This window comes from Streptomyces spectabilis (assembly GCF_008704795.1).
In the GTDB taxonomy this organism is placed as follows: Bacteria; Actinomycetota; Actinomycetes; order Streptomycetales; family Streptomycetaceae; genus Streptomyces; species Streptomyces spectabilis.
The window spans coordinates 4,314,423-4,332,657 of record NZ_CP023690.1 but is presented as its reverse complement, the minus strand read 5'-3'; the positions used below and the strand labels follow the sequence as shown (position 1 = coordinate 4,332,657).

Genomic DNA, 18,235 nt, shown 5'->3' with positions numbered 1-18,235 from the left:
GCCCATGGGACTGCGGACGAAGATCGGCCTGGCCATCGCGGGCACGGCGGCCGTCGTGTCCGTGGTGATCGGGCTGCTCGTGCACCACCGCACCGTCGAGGCGCAGTACGCGAGCGCGCGCAGCCAGGCGGGGGAGCGGCTGCGGACCGCCGTGCAGGACCACGCGGCCGGGATCGACGGCGACCGCACCCTCATCGATCCGCCCGATCTGCCGAGGCCCCTCGCGCGCGCGGCGCGGGCCGGCAAGTGGGGCGTGTACCTCGACCGGAGCGGGAAGCTGCCGCAGCTGTGGGCGGCCAGCGGGTACCGGGACGAGATCGTCGCGGTGAAGCGGCCGTACCGCTGGGAGACCGATACGGTACGCGATCTCGACCGGGTCCTGTGGGCCGCGGGCGGCATCGGCACCGCGCTCGCCTGCGTGGCCGGGCTGCTCGTCGCGACGCGCCTGGGGCACCGGCTCACCGCGAAGGCGGACGCGGCGCAGCGGATCGCGGACGGCGATCTGACGGCACGCCTTCCGCTGCACGGCAAGGACGAGATCACCCGGCTCGCCGCCGCCGTGAACACCATGGCGGACGCGCTCGCCGGGCGGCTCCGGGCCGAGCGCGAGGTCACCGCGAACATCGCCCACGAGCTGCGGACGCCCGTCGCGGGCATGGTCACGGCGGCGGGCCTGCTGCCGCCCGGGCGCCCCGCCGAGCTGGTGCGGGAGGCCGCGGGGCGGCTGCGGGAGCTGGTCGACGACGTGATCGAGGTGGCGCGGCTCGACGCGGCGAGCGAGGAGGTGCGCACAGAGGTGTGCGGGCTCGCGGGCGTGGTGCGGCGGGCCGTGGGCGGGGCGGTGGGGGACGCGGAGGGGGTGTCCGTGCGGGTGGTGCGGGACGTGGAGGTGGAGACCGATCCGCGGCGGGTGGAGCGGATCGTGGCCAACTTCGTCACCAACGCGATGCGGCACGGGCGGGTGCCGGTGGTGGTGTCGGTGGACGGGGGCGTGGTGTCCGTGCGGGACCGGGGGGACGGGTTTCCCGAGGCGCTGCTGGCCGGGGGGCCGCAGCGGTTTCGCACGGGGGCGAGGGAGACGGGTCTTGGGCTCGGCCTGACCATCGCGCTGGGGCAGGCGCGGGTGCTGGGCGCGACCGTGCGCTTCGCCAATGAGGGGGGTGGGGCCGTCGCCACGCTTGACCTCAGTGCTGCGGTGCGGCGGCCCTCCGGGGGCAGGGCCCCGTAGGGGCGCGGGGAACTGCGCGATCAGCCACAACGGGCCGGCAGGCGAGCGACGGCCCGGGCACGCCGCTCCAGCGAAGCGCTCAGCGCAAGGGCTTGGCGTAGCAGCGGCTCAGGTCGTGGAAGCGGTAGTAGCCGAAGCGGTCGCACAGGGCGTAGCCGCTGGAGGCGTAGAGGGCGATGGCCTCCGGCTGCTTGGTGCCGGTTTCGAGGACCATGCGGGCCCGCCCCGCCGCGCGGGCGTCGTCCTCCAGGGCGGCCAGGATGCGCCGGGCGAGCCCGAGGCCCCGCGCCTCGGGGACGACGTACATGCGCTTGATCTCGGCGTCGCCGTCGGCGTACCCCTCGCCGTTCTGGTCCATCACGCGCCAGCCGCCCGTCGCCACGGGCGCGTCCGCGGCGTCGTACGCGAGGAGGTAGAGGCCGTGCGGGGGCCGGAACATCGACGGGTCGAGGGGCGTGACATCGCCCTCGTCCCCGTAGCGCTCGGCGTACTCGGCCTGGACACGGTCGTTGAGCTTCACGGCGTCGGGGTGGTCGAAGGCGACCTGACGTATGTCCATGCTGTGAATCGTATCCCTATGCATGAGGTGTGGTGGCTGCGGTGGCAGCCTCCAGTGTGCCGGTAGGGTGCCGGGATGCTCACTGTGACCAGCGTGAATGTGAACGGCCTTCGAGCCGCCGCCAAGAAGGGGTTCGTGGAGTGGCTCGGCGGTACCGACGCCGACGTGCTGTGCCTGCAGGAGGTGCGGGCCGAGCCGCACCAGCTGCCGGACGAGGTGCGCGCGCCCGACGGCTGGCACGTGACGCACGCCCCGGCCGCGGCGAAGGGCCGCGCGGGCGTCTCGCTGTACACGCGGCGCGAGCCGGAGCGCGTGCGGGTCGGCTTCGGGTCCGCCGAGTTCGACGCGAGCGGCCGCTATGTGGAGGCCGATCTGCCGGGCGTCACGGTCGCGAGCCTGTACCTGCCCTCCGGTGAGGTCGGCACCGAGCGGCAGGACGAGAAGGTCCGGTTCATGGGGGAGTTCCTCGCGCATCTGAAGGACCTGAAGGCGCGGGCCGCCGCCGACGGCCGCGAGGTCCTCGTCTGCGGCGACTGGAACATCGCCCACCAGGAGGCCGACCTCAAGAACTGGCGGGGCAACAAGAAGAACTCCGGGTTCCTGCCGGAGGAGCGCGCCTGGATGTCGGACGTGTTCGCCGAGTTCGGCGACGTCATGCGGGTCCTGCACCCGGACGTCGAGGGCCCGTACTCGTGGTGGTCCTACCGCGGCCGCGCCTTCGACAACGACACGGGCTGGCGCATCGACTACCACGTGGCGACGCCCGGCCTGGTGGACCGCGCGGTCAAGGGCTTCGTCGAGCGGGCCGCGACGCACGCCGAGCGCTGGTCGGACCACGCCCCGGTGACCGTCGTCTACGAGTAGGCCGCTCGCGGAGGGGGCCGGGTTGCGCCCTCCGGGCGAACCGTCGGTGAAAGGTCCGGCGGAGGGCTGTCCCGCCCCCGTGCGGCATGGCAGATTGCGGTCGCGTACATGGCGAGCGCGTCAACTGCCGGTCGGGCGAGGGGGCTTCATGGCTGCTGGTCTTTCCAGACGGAGTTTTCTGATCGGAGCGGGCGCCGCGGGTGCGCTGGGGGCGGCTCCGGCCGTGGCCGCGGCGGGCGGCGTGCCCCCGGGCACCCCGCCCGTCCTCGTCACCGAGCAGGCGAGCAGGCGGCTGCTCGTGCTCGACCCGAGGCGGCGCGAGTGGGACCCGGCCGCCGACCCGTCCGTGGTGCGCTGGCAGTTCTCGCCCCTGGGCGACCCGCGCTACGCGGACCTGCGGCCCGAGGCGAGCTGGGTCTACCCGTGCGAGGCGAAGCCGCGGCGGCTGCGGGGCCGCACCCTGGTCCTGACGACGGCGTCCTTCGGGTTCGTGGCAGCCGTGGAGTACCCGTCGGGCCGCCGCTACTGGGGGACCGCGATCGGCCCCGGCGACGACCTGTTCAACCCGCACAGCGCCGAGGTGCTGCCCGACGGCAACGTGGCCGTCGCGTGCAGCACCGGCGCCCTCGTGCGCCTGTACGCCGCCTCGTGCGGGCCGTACGCCGCGCGGTACGCGGAGGCCCGCCTCAAGGGCGCGCACGGTCTGCACTGGGACCGGGCGCGGCGCGTCCTGTGGGCCGTCGGCGACGACGACCTCGTGACGTACGAGGTCGGCGGGGAGCCCGCGCGGCCCGTCCTGGCGCAGACCTCCGCCACCCCGCTGCCGGTGGCCGTGCCGGGCAGGACGGCGGGCGGCCACGACCTGTTCCCGGTGGCGGGGCGGCCGGGCAGGCTGTGGGTGACGACCAACGCGGCCGTCTTCCAGTACGAGAAGCGGACGGGAGCGTTCGTACGCGACTACCCGGGGCACGGGCTCATCGACCGGGCGAAGGTGAAGGCGGTCGGCAACGACCCGCGCACCGGGCAGGTGCTCAGCACCGTGCCGGAGGGCGGCCTGGGGGAGACCTGGTGGACGACGCGGGTCACGGTGCACCGGCCCGCCGGTAGCTACCGCCTGGCCGGCGGGGGCATCTACAAGGCCCGTTGGTGGCTTCCGGCCTGAGCGGCGACGCGCGCGCGGCTCAGGGCTTGTGCAGACGCCGGTCGAGAGCCAGGGACAGCTCCGCCTCCACCACGCTCTTGGCGAGCGGGCGCAGCTCCTCCGGAGTCACCTCCGGGTGCTCGGCGGCGTGCTCGACGGTGAACGCGATGAACAACTCGGCCAGCGCGTCCGCGTGTTCACGGATGCGCTGGCCCGCCTCCATGACGGACGCCAGCGGGATGCCCTTGCGCACCAGGGCGGCCGAGGCGTCGAGCAGACGGTGGCTGATGTGCACGATGTCGTCGCCGTCGGTGCCCAGATAGCCGAACTCCATCGCGGCGGACAGGTTCTCCGGGGTGACCTGGCCCGCGAAGCGGTCGGCCAGCTCCTCGGGGGTGAGGCGGACCGGGGTCTCCTCCGACGGGCCGTCGATGCCCAGGAGTTCGGCCACGTCGCGGCCCTTCTCGAAGGCCTCGGCCAGCTCGGCGATGCCCTGGAGGGTGTGGCCGCGCTCCAGGAGGGCGGCGATGGTGCGCAGGCGTGCCAGGTGGTGGTCGTCGTACCAGGCGATGCGGCCCTCGCGGCGCGGGGGCGGGATGAGGCCGCGCTCGCGGTAGAAGCGCACGGTGCGCACCGTGATCCCGGCCGCCTCGGCCAGCTCGTCCATGCGGTACTCGCGCACCGGCGGCGTGCTTCCGCCCGTGCCCGCTGCCGCTGTCGTCCCGTCCGTCACCGCGTCCGCCCCATCTCCCGCCACACCGGCAGCCTATGCGCAGGCCCGAGCCCTACCGTCGGTAACTTTCCCCCGCAGCCCCCTACCCATCAGTACGGAGCTGCTCTACGCTCCAATTGTGCCAGCAATTACTGGCAGAGTCATGGGACTTCGGGAGGCGGCGGCATGGCCGAACGCAAGCGGGTACGCGACGAGGCGCACGAGCACGTCCGGGTGGCGGTGATCGGATCCGGGTTCGGCGGCATCGGGGCCGCCGTGCGGCTGCGCCGGGAGGGCGTCACCGACTTCGTCGTCCTGGAGCGCGCCGACGCGGTCGGCGGCACCTGGCGCGACAACAGCTATCCGGGCTGCGCCTGCGACGTGCCGTCCCATCTGTACTCGTTCTCCTTCGCGCCCAACCCCGACTGGCCGCGCACCTTCTCCGGCCAGGAGCACATCTGGGACTACCTGGAGCGGGTCGCCGACACCTTCCGGCTGCGGCCGCACATCCGCCTCGACACCGAGGTGCGCGGGGCCCGCTGGAACGGCGAGCGGCTGCTGTGGGAGCTTGAGACGAGCCAGGGGCGCCTCACCGCCGACGTCGTGGTGTCCGCCACCGGGCCGCTGTCCGACCCGAAGACGCCCGACATCCCGGGGCTCGACACCTTCCCCGGCAAGGTCTTCCACTCCGCTCGCTGGGACCACGACTACGACCTGCGCGGCAAGCGCGTCGCGATGATCGGCACCGGGGCGTCCGCGATCCAGATCGTGCCGGAGATCCAGCGCGACGTACGCCGCCTCACGCTCTTCCAGCGCACGCCGCCGTGGGTCATGCCGCGCGCGGACCGGGACATCACCGGGGCCGAGCGCTGGCTGCACCGGCAGCTGCCGTTCACCACGCAGCTGCGGCGCGGCCTGTTGTGGGGCATCCGCGAGCTTCAGGTGCAGGCGTTCACCAAGCGCCCGAACGAGCTGGGCCTGATCGAGAGCATCGCCAAGCGGAACATGGCGCGCGCCATCAAGGACCCCGAGCTGCGCGCCAAGCTGACCCCGACGTACCGCATCGGCTGCAAGCGCATCCTCCTGTCCAACAGCTACTACCCGGCGCTCGCGCAGCCCCACGTGGACGTGGTCGCGAGCGGCCTCGCGGAGGTGCGCGGCTCCACGGTGGTGGCCGCCGACGGCACCGAGGCCGAGGTCGACGCGATCGTCTTCGGCACCGGCTTCCACGTCACGGACATGCCGATCGCCGACCGCGTGGTGGGCGACGAGGGCCGCACGCTGATGGAGACCTGGAAGGACGGCATGAAGGCCCTGCGCGGCGCGACCGCGGCGGGCTTCCCCAACTTCCTCACGGTCATCGGCCCGAACACCGGCCTCGGGAACTCCTCCATGATCCTCATGATCGAGTCACAGCTGAACTATCTGGCGGACTATCTGCGGCAGTTGGACGTCCTCGGCGGCCGGGCCGCGCTCGCCGCCCGGCCGAGCGCCGTGGGCGCCTGGAACCGCCGCGTGCAGGAGCGCATGAAGCGCACCGTGTGGAACACCGGCGGCTGCACCAGCTGGTACCTGGACGCGAACGGCGTCAACACGACGGTCTGGCCCGGCACCACGACGGAGTTCCGCGCGGCGACGCGCAGCGTGGACCTGAACGAGTACGAGGTGCTGCGGCCCCCCGCCGCACGCCCCGCCGACCGGGGCGGCCGCAAGCTGGAGGTCTCCGCGTGAGGCGCCGGGGGCACGCCCCGGCCGGGCCGTTCGCGCCGCCCGTCGCCGCGCGCGAGCTGACCGCCGTGTCGGCCGACGGCACCCGCCTCCACGTCGAGGCGCACGGGCCCGACGGCGCGCCCGCCGTCGTCCTGATCCACGGCTGGACCTGCTCGACGGCGTTCTGGGCGGCGCAGGTCAGGGCCCTGTCGGCCACGCGCCGCGTCATCGTGTACGACCAGCGCGGGCACGGGCGCAGCCAGGTGCCGGTGGAGGCCGCCGGATACAGCACGCGGGCGCTGGCCGACGACCTGGAGGCCGTGCTCGCCGCGACGCTCGCGCCCGGCGAGCAGGCGGTGCTCGTCGGGCACTCCATGGGCGGCATGACGCTGATGGCGGCGGCCGCCCGGCCCGGGGTGCGCGGGCACGCGGCGGCGGCGCTGCTGTGCAGCACGGGCAGCTCGCGCCTGGTCGCGGAGTCGACGGTGGTGCCGCTCCGCGCGGGCGCGGTACGCACCTTCCTCACCCGGCGGGTCCTGGCGGCCCGGGCGCCGATGGGCCCGGTCACGCCGCTCGCGCGGGGGCTGCTCAAGTACGCGACGATGGGCCCCGGTTCGGCCCCCGAGCGGGTCGACGCCTGTGCGCGGATCGTGCACGCGTGCCCGCGCGTGCCGCGGTACCGCTGGGCGCACGTCCTCGACGGACTCCAACTCGACGCCGGGCTCGCCGACTTGACGGTCCCCACGGCGGTGCTCGCCGGGACCGCGGACCGGCTGACCCCCGTCGTGCACGCACGGCGGCTCGCGGCGGCGCTGCCGCACTGCACCGGCCTGACCGAGCTGGCGGGGGTCGGGCACATGACGCCGGTGGAGGCACCGGAGGCGGTGACGCGCGCGGTCGCGGACCTCGCCGACACCTACGCGCACGGACCGTCCGGGGCGTACGGACGACTGAAGGAGGGCGCATGAGCAAGGTCAGCCTGGAGGGGCAGGTCGCGGTCGTCACCGGGGCGGCGCGGGGAGTCGGTGAACTCCTCGCCCGCAAGCTGTCGGCGCGCGGCGCGCACGTCGCGCTCGTGGGCCTGGAGCCGGAGGAGCTGAAGCAGGTCAGCGGACGGCTCCACACCGAGAGCGACTTCTGGTACGCGGACGTCACCGACCACGAGGCGATGGCGCGGGTGGCGGCGGAGGTCAAGGAGCGCTTCGGCAAGGCCGACGTCGTCGTCGCCAACGCGGGCGTCGCGAGCGGCGGGCCCTTCATGGCCTCGGACCCCGTCGCCTGGCGGCGGGTCATCGAGGTCAACCTGATCGGCAGCGCGGTGACGGCGCGGGCGTTCCTGCCCGTCCTGGCCGAGAGCCGGGGCTATCTGCTGCAGATCGCCTCGCTCGCCGCGATCACTCCGGCGCCGATGATGACCGCGTACTGCGCGTCCAAGTCCGGTGTGGAGGCGTACGCGCACGCGCTGCGGGCCGAGGTCGGCCACCAGGGCGTGAAGGTGGGGGTCGGGTATCTGTCCTGGACGGACACGGACATGGTGCGGGGGGCCGATCAGGACGACGTGATGCGGGAGTTGCGGCAGCGCCTGCCGTGGCCGGCCAACAAGACCTACCCCCTGGGGCCCGCCGTCGACCGACTGGTGGCGGGCATCGAGCGGCGCTCGGCCCACGTCTACGGCCAGTGGTGGCTGCGGGGCATGCAGGGCGTCCGGCCCTATCTGCCGGGGATCATCGCGGGGGTCGGGCAGCGCGAGATGCGCCGCTTCGGGCCGCGGCTCGCCGAGGTCTCCACGGGCCTGGTGGGCGCGGGCGGCACCGCCGACGAGGCCACCCACAGGCTGAGCGGCACCTAGGGCTGCGCCTTGCTGGAACGGCTGAGCGGCACCTCGGCGCTGTGCCCACCCGTCCCGCCCTGCGGGACGATTGCCCACAGCGGGCAACGGGCAGTCCCACCCACCGCCCCCACCCGGACCGGCGAAGCTGGGGAGTTTCGGGTGGGCGGGTGGGAAACCCCGCCGCGGCAGCGGCGGCACCACCCACCGGGCGGCAGCGCTCCGCGTCGGGGCCGGGCGGGCGAATGCCGGGGCGCAAACGGGCGGGTGGGTGGGAGGAAACCCCACTCACCCGCCCGAGCACAGCGCTGGCGTTACGCGTCGTAGTCCCGGTTGAACCGGTCCTCCGCCTCCCGCTGCGCGTCGTCCAAGGAGTCCTGGGACTGCTCCCGCTGCTGCGAGGAGCGCTCGCGCTGCGCGGCCTGCTTGGCCTTCTCGGAGAGCTCCTCCGCCTTGTCCTGGAACTGGTCCTTGATGCCCATGAAGGTTCACTCCCGGTGTGGGTGAGGGGATCGGGCCTCGACCAGCCTGCCACGCGCCGACATACCACGCATGTCGGACAGTTACGCTCCGCTCACCCGCGCGGCGGCAGCGGCGGCCGCCGCCGGTCGGGCACGTCGTCGTACCCGGGAGGACAGGCCGCGGGGTGCTCGGCGAGGAGGTCGAGCGCGACCCGCACCGCGTCGTCGAGCTGGGCGTGCCGCCCCTCGGCCCAGTCCAGGGGCGTCCGCAGCACGGCGATGTCGGGCTCGACGCCGTGGTTCTCGACGCCCCAGCCGTACGCGTCGAACCAGCCCGCGTTCATCGGCACGGTGATCACGGTGCCGTCGCCGAGCGTGTGCCGCCCGGTCATGCCGACGACGCCGCCCCAGGTCCGCTGCCCCACCACGGGCCCGAGTCCGAGGAGCCGGAACACGGCGGTGATCATGTCGCCGTCGGAGGAGGTCGCCTCGTCCGCGAGGGCCACCACGGGGCCCCGGGGCGCGTTGGACGCGTACGACACGGCCTGCGCGTTCCGGGTGAGGTCCCAGCCCAGGATCTTCCGGGTCAGCTTCTCCACGACCAGCTCGCTGATGTGCCCGCCCGCGTTGCCGCGCACGTCGACGATCAGCGCGGGCCGGGAGACCTCCAGGCGCAGATCGCGGTTGAACTGGGCCCAGCCGGAGCCGCCCATGTCGGGGATGTGCAGATAGCCGCACTTGCCGCCGCTCAGCTCCCGTACGACACCACGGCGTTTGGCGACCCAGTCCTGGTAGCGCAGCGGCCGCTCGTCGATCAGCGGCACGATGGCGACGCGCCGGGCGCGGCCCTCGCCCTCGGCGGGCATGAAGGTCAGCTCCACGGTGGTGCCGCCCGCCGCCCCGAGCAGCGGGTAGGGGCCCGTCACCGGGTCCACCGGGCGCCCGTCCACGTGCGTGAGCACGGCGCCCTCGCGGATGCCCGAACCGGCGAGCGGCGAGCGGGCCTTGGAGTCGGAGGACTCGCCGGGCAGGATGCGCTTCACCATCCAGCCGTCGTCGCGGCGCACGAGGTTGGCGCCGAGCAGGCCGATGGCGCGCTGGTAGTGGGCGGGCCCCTCGTTGCGCCGGGCGGCGGTCACGTACGCGTGCGACGTGCCCAGCTCGCCGAGGACCTCCCGCAGCAGGTCGGCGAATTCGTCGGGCGATGCGACGCGCTCGACGAGCGGCCGGTACTGGTCGAGGACCGCGTCCCAGTCGATGCCGCACATCCCGGGGTCCCAGAAGTAGGCGCGGATCAGGCGGCCCGCCTCGTCGAAGGCCTGGCGCCACTCGGCGGCCGGGTCGACGTCGTGCAGGATGCGCCGCAGGTCGATCCAGACCGTGCTGTCGCCGTCGCCGGCCTCCGTGGACGGCACGGCCCGCAGGTCGCCCTCGTCGACGACGACGAGCCGGCTGCCGTCGCCGCTGAGCGCGAACCAGTCCAGGTGGTCGACCAGTTCGGACTTCTTGGCCTTGGTGATGTTGAAGTACTCCAGGGTGGGCCGCCCCGAGGTGTCGGCCGGGTTGGCGAACGTCTCGCCGAGCGCGCCCGAGATCGGCCACCGCAGCCACACCAGACCGCCGCCGCTCACCGGGTACAGGGCCGAGTACTTGGACGCCGCCACCGGGAACGGCGTCACCCGGCTCTCCAGGCCCTCCGCCTCGACGGTCACCTGTCCGTCCCGGGAGTCGCCGTCGTCGTCCGGGTCGAGCCCGCCCGCCGCGGGCCGTCCGTCCGGCAGGAGCGCGAAGGGGGAGGGCGTGGCGGAGGACAGCGGCACGAGGTAGGGGCGGCAGCCGAGCGGGAAGGACAGGTCGCCGGTGTGCACGTCGTAGACGGGGTCGAAGCCGCGCCAGGACAGGAAGGCGAGATAGCGGCCGTCCCGGGTGAACACCGGGTTCTCGTCCTCGAAGCGGCCGTTGGTGACGTCGATGACGGTGCGCGCCCCGGGCCCCTCGATCCGGGCCAGCTTGATCTGCCGCAGGGAGCGGCCGATGCCGGGGTGCGACCAGGTGAGCCAGGCGCCGTCGGGGGAGAACGCCAGATCGCGCACCGGCCCGTTCAGGGACCGGATCAGCTCGGTGACCTCGCCGTTGGAGTCCTCCGTCGCGTCGACCAGGAGCAGTCGTCCGTCGTGCGCGGCGATGGCGAGGCGCTCACCGTCGGGGTCGGACACCAGCTCCAGGACCCGGCCGAGCTCCCCGGCCGCGAGGCGGCGCGGTTCGCGCTCGCCGCTGGCCCGGGGCAGATAGGCGATCTCGACCGCGTCCTCGCCCTCGGCGTCGGTGACGTAGGCGACCTGCCCGCCGGAGCCGAGCATCTCGGGGAGCCGGACGCGCACGCCCGGGGTGTCGGCGATGGTGCGGGCGGGGCCGTCGCGGTGGGTCAGCCAGTACAGGCTGCCCCGGACCACGACCGCGCTCGCGCGGCCCGTGGTGTCCACGGACAGGGCGTCGATGTGGTGGGCGGCCGGCACCTGGTAGGTGCGCCGCCCGGCGCGCGGGCCGCCGATGGTCACCGGGACGCGCCGCGGAACCGAGTCCGCCGCCAGGTCGTCGACGAGCCAGATCTCGCCCGCGCACTGGTAGACGACGCGGGTGCCGTCGCTGGCCGCGTGCCGGGCGTAGAAGGCGTCGTGGTCGGTGTGGCGGCGCAGGTCCTTGCCGTCGGGCAGGCAGGAGTAGAGGTTGCCGACGCCCTCGTGGTCGGAGAGGAACGCGATGCGCCCGGACACGAACATGGGCGCGTCCAGATGCCCTTCGAGGTCCTTGAGGAGGTGCTCGCCGTGCAGCCAGAGGCGGCCCGTGGCGCCGCCCCGGTAGCGCTTCCAGGCGGCGGGCTCGTGCGGGGGCTTGCCGGTCAGGAGCAGCGTCTTGCGCTCGCCGTCCAGGTCGTCGATCGCGATGTCGTGGACCGGGCCCCAGGGCAGCTTGCCGCCGGGCGAGCCGTCGGTGGGCACGCTGTAGGCCCAGCAGAAGTGCGAGAAGGGCTGGCCGTGCGAGGACACGGCGAGGACCTGCCCGTCCGGCGTCCAGCCGCACACGCGGGTGTCGGGGGAGCCCCAGTACGTCAGGCGGCGCGCGGCCCCGCCGTCCACCGGCGCCAGCTGGATCTCCGGATCGAGGCTGCGCCAGCTCGTGTACGCGATGTGGCGGCCGTCCGGGGCGAAGCGGGGGTGGCCGAGCTTGGTGCGGTCGGCCGTCACCCGCCAGGCCCGTCCCGGCGGGGCGCCCGCGGCGGCCAGCGGGGCCACCCACAGGTCGTCCTCGGCGACGAAGCAGAGCCGGTCGCCGCTGATGTGGGGGAAGCGGAGGTACGCCTGGGTCACGTCCCCATGCTTTGCCGAGCTTGTTGGTCCAGCAACTTTTCTCCTAGTGAACGGAACCGTTTCGTTTCTGTGACGGAGCGCACGTACGAAACCGTTTCGTTTCGCTATCTCGGCCGCGTAGAGTACGAGGGCAGTCGACGGTGGAAAGGGTGAAGGTCATGGCGGAAGCGGCAACGGCACGGCGCAGCCGGATCTCGCCCGAGCGCGCGGCCGAGCTGTACGACGCCGTGCTCGACCTGCTCCGCGAGGTGGGGTACGAGAGCCTCACCATGGACGCCGTCGCCACCCGCACCCGCTCCAGCAAGGCCACGCTCTACCGTCAGTGGGGCGGCAAGCCGGAGCTCGTCGCACGGGCACTGCGGCACAACAAGCCGGCGTCCCTCGCGGACATCGACACCGGCTCGCTGCGCGGGGACCTCATGCGGATGGCGACCTTGCAGGACGACTGCAAGATGGAGCAGGACCACGCCCTGATGCGCGGCCTGTTCCACGCCATCCACGGCAATCCCGAACTCCACCAGGCGCTGCGCCAGTTGCTCATCGAGCCGGAGCTCACCGGCCTTGACGCGATGCTGCGGCGCGCGGTCGAGCGCGGCGAGGTCACCGCGGACAACCCGGCTCTGGAGTACGTCATCCACATGCTGGTCGGCGGCTTCGCCGCCCGTGAGCTCATCGAGGAGCGCACGGTCGACCAGGAGTTCCTCATCAAGTACATCGACGCCGTGATCCTCCCCGCCCTCGGCGTCTGACCCGAGACCCGCAGCACCCCTCTCGAAGAACCACCCGTTCCACCTGACGCGAGCCGCTCACGTCGTCGGGCCGATCCCCCCTGCCCCGAAGCCACCCCACGACCTGACCGGGAGTACCCCCTCGTGGCCACCTTCCTCTACAAACTCGGCCGACTGGCCTTCCGGCGACGGCACTTCGTCACCCTGATCTGGGTGGCGCTGCTCACCCTCGCGGGCGTGGGCGCCGCATCGGCGCCGACCGCCGCGTCCAGCTCCTTCTCGATACCGGGCACGGAGGCCCAGCGGGCCTTCGACCTCCTGGAGCAGCGCGCCCCCGAGGCCAGCGCCGACGGCGCGAGCGCCCGCGTGGTGTTCAAGGCGCCGGACGGCGAGAAGGTCACAGACCCGGCCAACAAGGCCGCGATCAGCAAGACCGTGACCGCGCTCAAGTCCGGCTCGGACCAAGTGGCGCGCGCCGACGACCCGTTCGCGGCCAAGGCGGTCTCCAAGGACGGCACCACGGCGTACGCATCGGTGACGTACAAGGTCACCTCCATGGAGCTGACCGACGACAGCCGGGACGCCCTGGAGAAGACCACCGACAAGGCCCGCACGGGCGGCATGACCGTCGAGGTCGGCGGCGACGCGCTCCAGGCCATGCCGCACACCGGCGCCACGGAGATCATCGGCATCGCGATCGCCGCCGTCGTGCTCGTCATCACCTTCGGCTCGCTCGTGGCGGCCGGGCTTCCGCTGCTCACCGCCCTGATCGGCGTCGGCATCGGCGTCTCCTCGATCACCGCGCTGGCCAGCGCGCTCGACCTCGGCACGACCACGTCGACGCTCGCCATGATGATCGGCCTCGCGGTCGGCATCGACTACGCCCTGTTCATCGTCTCGCGCTACCGCGCCGAACTGGCCGAGGGCCGCGACCGCGAGGACGCGGCGGGCCGGGCCGTCGGCACGGCGGGCTCCGCCGTGGTCTTCGCCGGTCTGACGGTGGTCATCGCGCTCGTCGGCCTCGCGGTCGTCAACATCCCGATGCTCACCAAGATGGGCGTCGCGGCGGCGGGCACGGTCGCCATCGCGGTCCTGATCGCGCTCACCATGATCCCGGCGCTGCTCGGCTACGCGGGCCGCAAGGTCAAGCCCATGGGCGAGAAGGGCAAGCGGTTCGCCCGCCGCGAGGCGAAGGCGGCCGCGCCCGCCAAGGAGAACCTCGGCACCCGCTGGGCCCGCTTCGTGGTCCGCCGCCCGGTCGCCGTCCTGCTGCTCGGCGTGCTCGGCCTCGGCGCCGCCGCCCTGCCGGTCACGAGCCTCGAACTCGGCTTGCCCGACGACGGCTCGCAGCCCACCTCCACCACCCAGCGCAAGGCCTACGACCTCATCGCGGACGGCTTCGGACCCGGCTACAACGGCCCGCTGATGACCGTCACCGACCTCAAGGGCGTCAAGGACCCCAAGGCCGAGGCGGCCGCGGTCGCCAAGAAGGTCGGCGGCCTGGACGACGTGCTCACCGTGAGCCCGCCCGTGCTCAACAAGGCGGGCGACACCGCGATCATCAGCGTCGTGCCGTCCTCCAAACCGAGCGGCACCGAGACCGAGGACCTCGTCCACGCCATCCGCGACGAGGCCGAGACCGTCAAGGCCGACAGCGGCGCCGACGTCATGGTCACCGGCTCCACGGCCATGAACATCGACGTCTCGCAGAAGCTCAACGACGCGCTGCTCCCCTACCTCGCGCTCGTCGTGGGCCTCGCCTTCCTGCTCCTGATCGTCGTCTTCCGCTCGATCCTGGTCCCGCTCAAGGCGGCGCTCGGCTTCCTGCTCTCGGTGCTCGCGGCGCTCGGCGCGGTGGTCGCGGTCTTCCAGTGGGGCTGGCTGGGCTCGCTGTTCGGCGTGGAGCAGACCGGCCCGATCATGAGCATGATGCCGATCTTCATGGTGGGCGTCGTCTTCGGCCTCGCGATGGACTACGAGGTGTTCCTCGTGACCCGCATGCGCGAGGCGTACGTCCACGGGGAGAGCCCGACCGAGGCGATCGTCACCGGCTTCAAGCACGGCGCGCGCGTGGTCTCCGCGGCCGCGGTCATCATGATCGCCGTCTTCGCGGGCTTCATCGGCTCCAGCGAGCAGATGATCAAGATGATCGGCTTCGGCCTCGCGATCGCGGTCTTCTTCGACGCGTTCATCGTGCGCATGGCCATCGTGCCCGCGGTGCTCGCGCTCCTCGGCCGCAAGGCGTGGGGCCTGCCGAAGTGGCTGGACAAGGCGCTGCCGAACGTGGACGTCGAGGGCGAGGGCCTGAAGGACATGACGCCCCCGGCCACCGGCGACCGCGACGGGCGACGGGAGCCCGTGGGCGCCTGACGCCCGTGCCCCCGATCGCTGTCAGTGACTGACCGGCGTGGCGGCCGTGTACGTACGACGCAGGAAGCGCACCAGCGCGGACGAGTCGAACTGCACGACCGCCACGCCTTTCGGTGTGTGGAACTCCACGACCGCCTGCACCCGGCCGCAGGGCCAGATCCGAACGTCACCGCTGGTCGCCGGGGCCCGAAGGCCTCGCTCCAGGAGATCGCGCTCAAGCACCCAGTCGGGTGACCCGGAGCCGCCCGGGGCCACGGTGCCGGGCAGGCCGATGCGCACCGAGCGCGGATCGGCCTCCGGGTCGTAACGCAGTGCGACGGGGACGACGACGTGGTCGTCGGGGGAGTCGGTGACGAGGTGGGCCCGGGTGACCTGTTCGACCGCTGACATGGTTCTGTCCTCTCGTCGTCCCGGCCCGCACAGGTGCGGATGCCCTCTCCCCAATGTCCCATATGTACAGATATTGAGGTGCGCGGGGAGGCGCTGTTCCGGGGCGCGGACGGGGGCGCGTATTGGTACTCATACGCTCTTGCGACCTTTTCGCAACAGCGCACATCATTGAAAGGTTCACGAGCGTCCCGCTCGGAGCGATCCGCTCATTTCGCGTGAGCGCCTCCCCACGCTCACGACATGCACCTTTCCAGGAGCGCGCGTATGCATGTCCCCGATGGATTCATCAACGCTCCCGTATCCGCCGTCGCGGGCGTGGCCGCGGTGGGCGCCGTCGCCGTCGCGCTGCGCGGCGCACGGCGTGAGTTGGACGAGCGGACGGCACCGCTCGCGGGTCTCGTGGCGGCCTTCATCTTCGCCGTGCAGATGCTGAACTTCCCCGTGGCCGCCGGGACCAGCGGCCATCTCCTGGGCGGCGCCCTCGCGGCGATACTCGTGGGCCCCTTCACAGGGGTCCTGTGCGTGTCCGTGGTGCTGCTCATGCAAGGCGTCCTGTTCGCGGACGGCGGCCTGACCGCGCTCGGCGTGAACATCACGGTCATGGCGGTCGTCACCACCGTCGTGGCGTACGCGGTCTTCCGGGGCCTGGCGAAGGTCCTGCCGCGCGGCCGCCGCTCGCTCACCGCCGCCGCGTTCACGGCGGCCCTGCTCTCCGTGCCCGCCGCGGCCGCCGCCTTCACCTTCCTCTACGCCGTCGGCGGCACCACCGACGTCCCGATCGGCAAGGTCGCCACCGCCATGATCGGCGTGCACGTCCTCATCGGCATCGGCGAGGCCGCCATCACGGCGCTCACCGTCGGCGCGGTCGTCGCCGTGCGGCCCGACCTCGTGCACGGCGCGCGCGGCCTGACCGCCCCGCTCAAGCTGCGGGTGGGCGACGCCCTGATCGACGCGCCCGCCGCGCACGAGCCCGCGCCCGCGGCCCCCCGCTCCCACCGCAAGCTGTGGGCCGCGGGCCTGGTCACCTCGCTCGTCCTCGCCGGCTTCGTCTCCTTCTACGCCTCCACGAACCCGGACGGCCTGGAGAAGGTCGCCCACGACAAGGGCATCGACCGCAAGGAGGAGGAGCACGCCGCCAAGGACTCGCCCTTCTTCGACTACGGCGTGGAGGGGATCACCGACAGCCGTCTCTCCGGCGGCCTCGCGGGCGTCATCGGCGTCGGCGTGACGGTGGCCGCGGGCACCGGCGTCTTCTGGGCGGTGCGCAGGCGGCGCGCACAGGACGCAGGGGACACCGACCCGGCCGGGACGGCCGCGGTGACCGAGCCCGCCGAGAGCGCCTGACGTGGGCGCGGGCCACGCCCACCGCCTGTACCGCCACGGCCGCTCCGCGGTGCACGCGCTGCCGCCGCACACCAAGCTCACCGCCGTCCTCTGCTTCGTGGTCGTGGTGGTGTCCACCCCGCGCGAGGCGGTCTGGGCCTTCGCGGCGTACGCGGCACTGCTCGCGACCGTGGCGTACGCGGCCCGCGTACCGGCCCTGTTCCTGCTGAAGCGGCTGCTGATCGAGACCCCCTTCGTGGCGTTCGCGCTCCTGCTGCCGTTCGTCGCGCAGGGCGAGCGCGTGCACGTCCTCGGCCTCTCGCTCAGCGAGAGCGGCCTGTGGGGCGCGTGGAACGTCCTCGCCAAGGGCACCCTCGGCGTCGCCGCATCGGTGCTGCTCGCCGCCACCACCGAGCTGCGCGAACTGCTCCTCGGCCTGCAGCGGCTCAGACTCCCGCCGCTCCTCGTCCAGATCGCCTCCTTCATGATCCGCTACGGCGACGTCATCGCGGACGAGATGCGCCGCATGCGCGTCGCGCGCGAGTCCCGCGGCTTCGAGGCGAGCGGCGTGCGCCACTGGGGCGTGCTCGCCAAGTCGGCCGGGGCGCTCTTCATCCGCTCGTACGAGCGCGGCGAGCGCGTGCACCTGGCCATGGTGAGCCGGGGCTACACCGGCTCCATGCCGGTCATCGACGAGGTGACGGCGAGCCGTGCCCAGTGGTCGTACGCCCTCGCCCTGCCCGTGACCGCCCTCGTCGTCTGCCTGTTGGGATGGACCCTGTGACCGCTTCCCTGGAGGTCTCCGGCCTCGCCTACGCCTACCCCGACGGCCACCAGGCCCTGTTCGGCGTGGACCTGACGATCACGCGCGGCGAGCGCGTCGCCCTGCTCGGGCCGAACGGCGCGGGCAAGACGACGCTCGTGCTCCATCTGAACGGCATCCTCACCGCGGGCGCGGGAACGGTCACCGTGGCCGGACTGCCCGTCGGCAAACGGCACATGGCGGAGATCCGCCGCAAGGTCGGCATCGTCTTCCAGGACCCCGACGACCAGCTGTTCATGCCGACGGTGCGCGAGGACGTCGCGTTCGGCCCCGCGGCCGCGGGCCTGCGCGGTCCGGAGCTCGAAGCGCGCGTGCGCGAGGCGCTCGCCCGGGTCGGCATGGACGGGTACGCCGAACGGCCGCCGCACCACCTCTCCTTCGGCCAGCGGCGCCGGGTGGCCGTGGCGACGGTCCTCGCGATGGAGCCGGAGATCCTCGTCCTGGACGAGCCGTCGTCGAACCTCGACCCGGCATCGCGCCGTGAACTCGCCGACATCCTGCGCGCGTTGGACGTCACCGTCCTGATGGTCACGCACGATCTGCCGTACGCGCTCGAACTGTGCCCCAGGGCACTGGTCCTCAGTGAGGGCGTGATCGCGGCCGACGGCGCCACGGGGGAGCTGCTCGCGGACGAGGAGCTGATGCGGAGCCACCGTCTGGAACTGCCCTTCGGCTTCGATCCGAAGACGGCGGGAGTGGCCCGCTAGTGGAATCTTCGGCGGCACGGGGT

General features: G+C 73.1%; 16 protein-coding genes. 11 read left to right on the top strand and 5 right to left on the bottom strand.

Annotation, left to right across the window (positions count from 1 at the left end; translation table 11 throughout):
• Positions 1–4 precede the first annotated feature (4 nt).
• Positions 5–1,228: a sensor histidine kinase gene (locus CP982_RS18675; protein ID WP_150511584.1), complete on the top strand. Its 1,224-nt coding sequence runs from the start codon at positions 5–7 to the stop codon at positions 1,226–1,228.
• A gap of 79 nt (positions 1,229–1,307) precedes the next feature.
• Here the strand turns inward: CP982_RS18675 and CP982_RS18670 are convergent, their stop codons facing one another.
• The gene (locus CP982_RS18670) at positions 1,308–1,787 is read right to left on the bottom strand and encodes a GNAT family N-acetyltransferase (protein ID WP_150511583.1); all 480 of its coding nucleotides are present in this window, start codon (positions 1,785–1,787) and stop codon (positions 1,308–1,310) included.
• 75 nt (positions 1,788–1,862) lie between these two features.
• On the opposite strand from CP982_RS18670, the gene CP982_RS18665 reads away from it, so the two are divergent.
• Positions 1,863–2,651 (top strand): exodeoxyribonuclease III, encoded by a 789-nt coding sequence (locus tag CP982_RS18665; protein ID WP_150511582.1) that lies wholly within the window; start codon positions 1,863–1,865, stop codon positions 2,649–2,651.
• A 148-nt stretch (positions 2,652–2,799) separates the two neighbouring features.
• On the top strand, positions 2,800–3,813 hold the full coding sequence (locus CP982_RS18660) for a DUF6528 family protein (RefSeq protein WP_150511581.1): 1,014 nt from the start codon (positions 2,800–2,802) through the stop codon (positions 3,811–3,813).
• 19 nt (positions 3,814–3,832) lie between these two features.
• On the opposite strand, the gene CP982_RS18655 is transcribed toward CP982_RS18660, so the two are convergent.
• The gene (locus tag CP982_RS18655; protein ID WP_150515563.1) at positions 3,833–4,459 is read right to left on the bottom strand and encodes a MerR family transcriptional regulator; all 627 of its coding nucleotides are present in this window, start codon (positions 4,457–4,459) and stop codon (positions 3,833–3,835) included.
• Positions 4,460–4,690: 231 nt separating this feature from the next.
• Between CP982_RS18655 and CP982_RS18650 the strand changes: the two genes are divergently transcribed.
• Genes CP982_RS18650 through CP982_RS18640 form a run of 3 tightly spaced genes read left to right on the top strand, consistent with a single transcriptional unit; the run spans position 4,691 to position 8,063 of the window.
• Positions 4,691–6,235, top strand: coding sequence for a flavin-containing monooxygenase (locus CP982_RS18650; RefSeq protein ID WP_150511580.1), 1,545 nt, complete (start codon positions 4,691–4,693; stop codon positions 6,233–6,235).
• Positions 6,232–7,182, top strand: a complete 951-nt coding sequence (locus CP982_RS18645) for an alpha/beta fold hydrolase (protein ID WP_150511579.1) — start codon at positions 6,232–6,234, stop codon at positions 7,180–7,182. Before CP982_RS18650 ends, CP982_RS18645 begins: the two co-directional genes overlap by 4 nt.
• Positions 7,179–8,063: an SDR family oxidoreductase gene (locus CP982_RS18640; RefSeq protein WP_150511578.1), complete on the top strand. Its 885-nt coding sequence runs from the start codon at positions 7,179–7,181 to the stop codon at positions 8,061–8,063. The genes CP982_RS18645 and CP982_RS18640 overlap by 4 nt, the downstream gene beginning before the upstream one ends.
• 293 nt (positions 8,064–8,356) lie before the next feature.
• Here the strand turns inward: CP982_RS18640 and CP982_RS41805 are convergent, their stop codons facing one another.
• Positions 8,357–8,524 (bottom strand): hypothetical protein, encoded by a 168-nt coding sequence (locus CP982_RS41805; protein ID WP_170316456.1) that lies wholly within the window; start codon positions 8,522–8,524, stop codon positions 8,357–8,359.
• A 92-nt stretch (positions 8,525–8,616) separates the two neighbouring features.
• Positions 8,617–11,871, bottom strand: a complete 3,255-nt coding sequence (locus CP982_RS18635; protein ID WP_150511577.1) for a S41 family peptidase — start codon at positions 11,869–11,871, stop codon at positions 8,617–8,619.
• A gap of 158 nt (positions 11,872–12,029) precedes the next feature.
• Here CP982_RS18635 and CP982_RS18630 point away from each other — a divergent pair, with 158 nt between their 5' ends.
• Entirely contained in the window at positions 12,030–12,620 is a 591-nt protein-coding gene (locus CP982_RS18630; protein WP_150511576.1) for a TetR/AcrR family transcriptional regulator, read from the top strand.
• Positions 12,621–12,743: 123 nt separating this feature from the next.
• A complete protein-coding gene (locus tag CP982_RS18625; RefSeq protein ID WP_150511575.1) occupies positions 12,744–14,969 on the top strand; it encodes an MMPL family transporter in 2,226 nt (741 codons plus the stop codon).
• A 21-nt stretch (positions 14,970–14,990) separates the two neighbouring features.
• Here CP982_RS18625 and CP982_RS18620 read toward each other — a convergent pair whose 3' ends face one another.
• The gene (locus tag CP982_RS18620) at positions 14,991–15,359 is read right to left on the bottom strand and encodes an SsgA family sporulation/cell division regulator (protein ID WP_150511574.1); all 369 of its coding nucleotides are present in this window, start codon (positions 15,357–15,359) and stop codon (positions 14,991–14,993) included.
• A gap of 264 nt (positions 15,360–15,623) precedes the next feature.
• Between CP982_RS18620 and CP982_RS18615 the strand changes: the two genes are divergently transcribed.
• Genes CP982_RS18615 through CP982_RS18605 form a run of 3 tightly spaced genes read left to right on the top strand, consistent with a single transcriptional unit; the run spans position 15,624 to position 18,212 of the window.
• On the top strand, positions 15,624–16,703 hold the full coding sequence (locus tag CP982_RS18615; protein ID WP_150511573.1) for an energy-coupling factor ABC transporter permease: 1,080 nt from the start codon (positions 15,624–15,626) through the stop codon (positions 16,701–16,703).
• A gap of 1 nt (position 16,704) precedes the next feature.
• The gene (gene cbiQ / locus CP982_RS18610; RefSeq protein ID WP_150511572.1) at positions 16,705–17,466 is read left to right on the top strand and encodes a cobalt ECF transporter T component CbiQ; all 762 of its coding nucleotides are present in this window, start codon (positions 16,705–16,707) and stop codon (positions 17,464–17,466) included.
• A complete protein-coding gene (locus tag CP982_RS18605) occupies positions 17,454–18,212 on the top strand; it encodes an energy-coupling factor ABC transporter ATP-binding protein (protein ID WP_150511571.1) in 759 nt (252 codons plus the stop codon). The genes cbiQ and CP982_RS18605 overlap by 13 nt, the downstream gene beginning before the upstream one ends.
• Positions 18,213–18,235 lie beyond the last annotated feature (23 nt).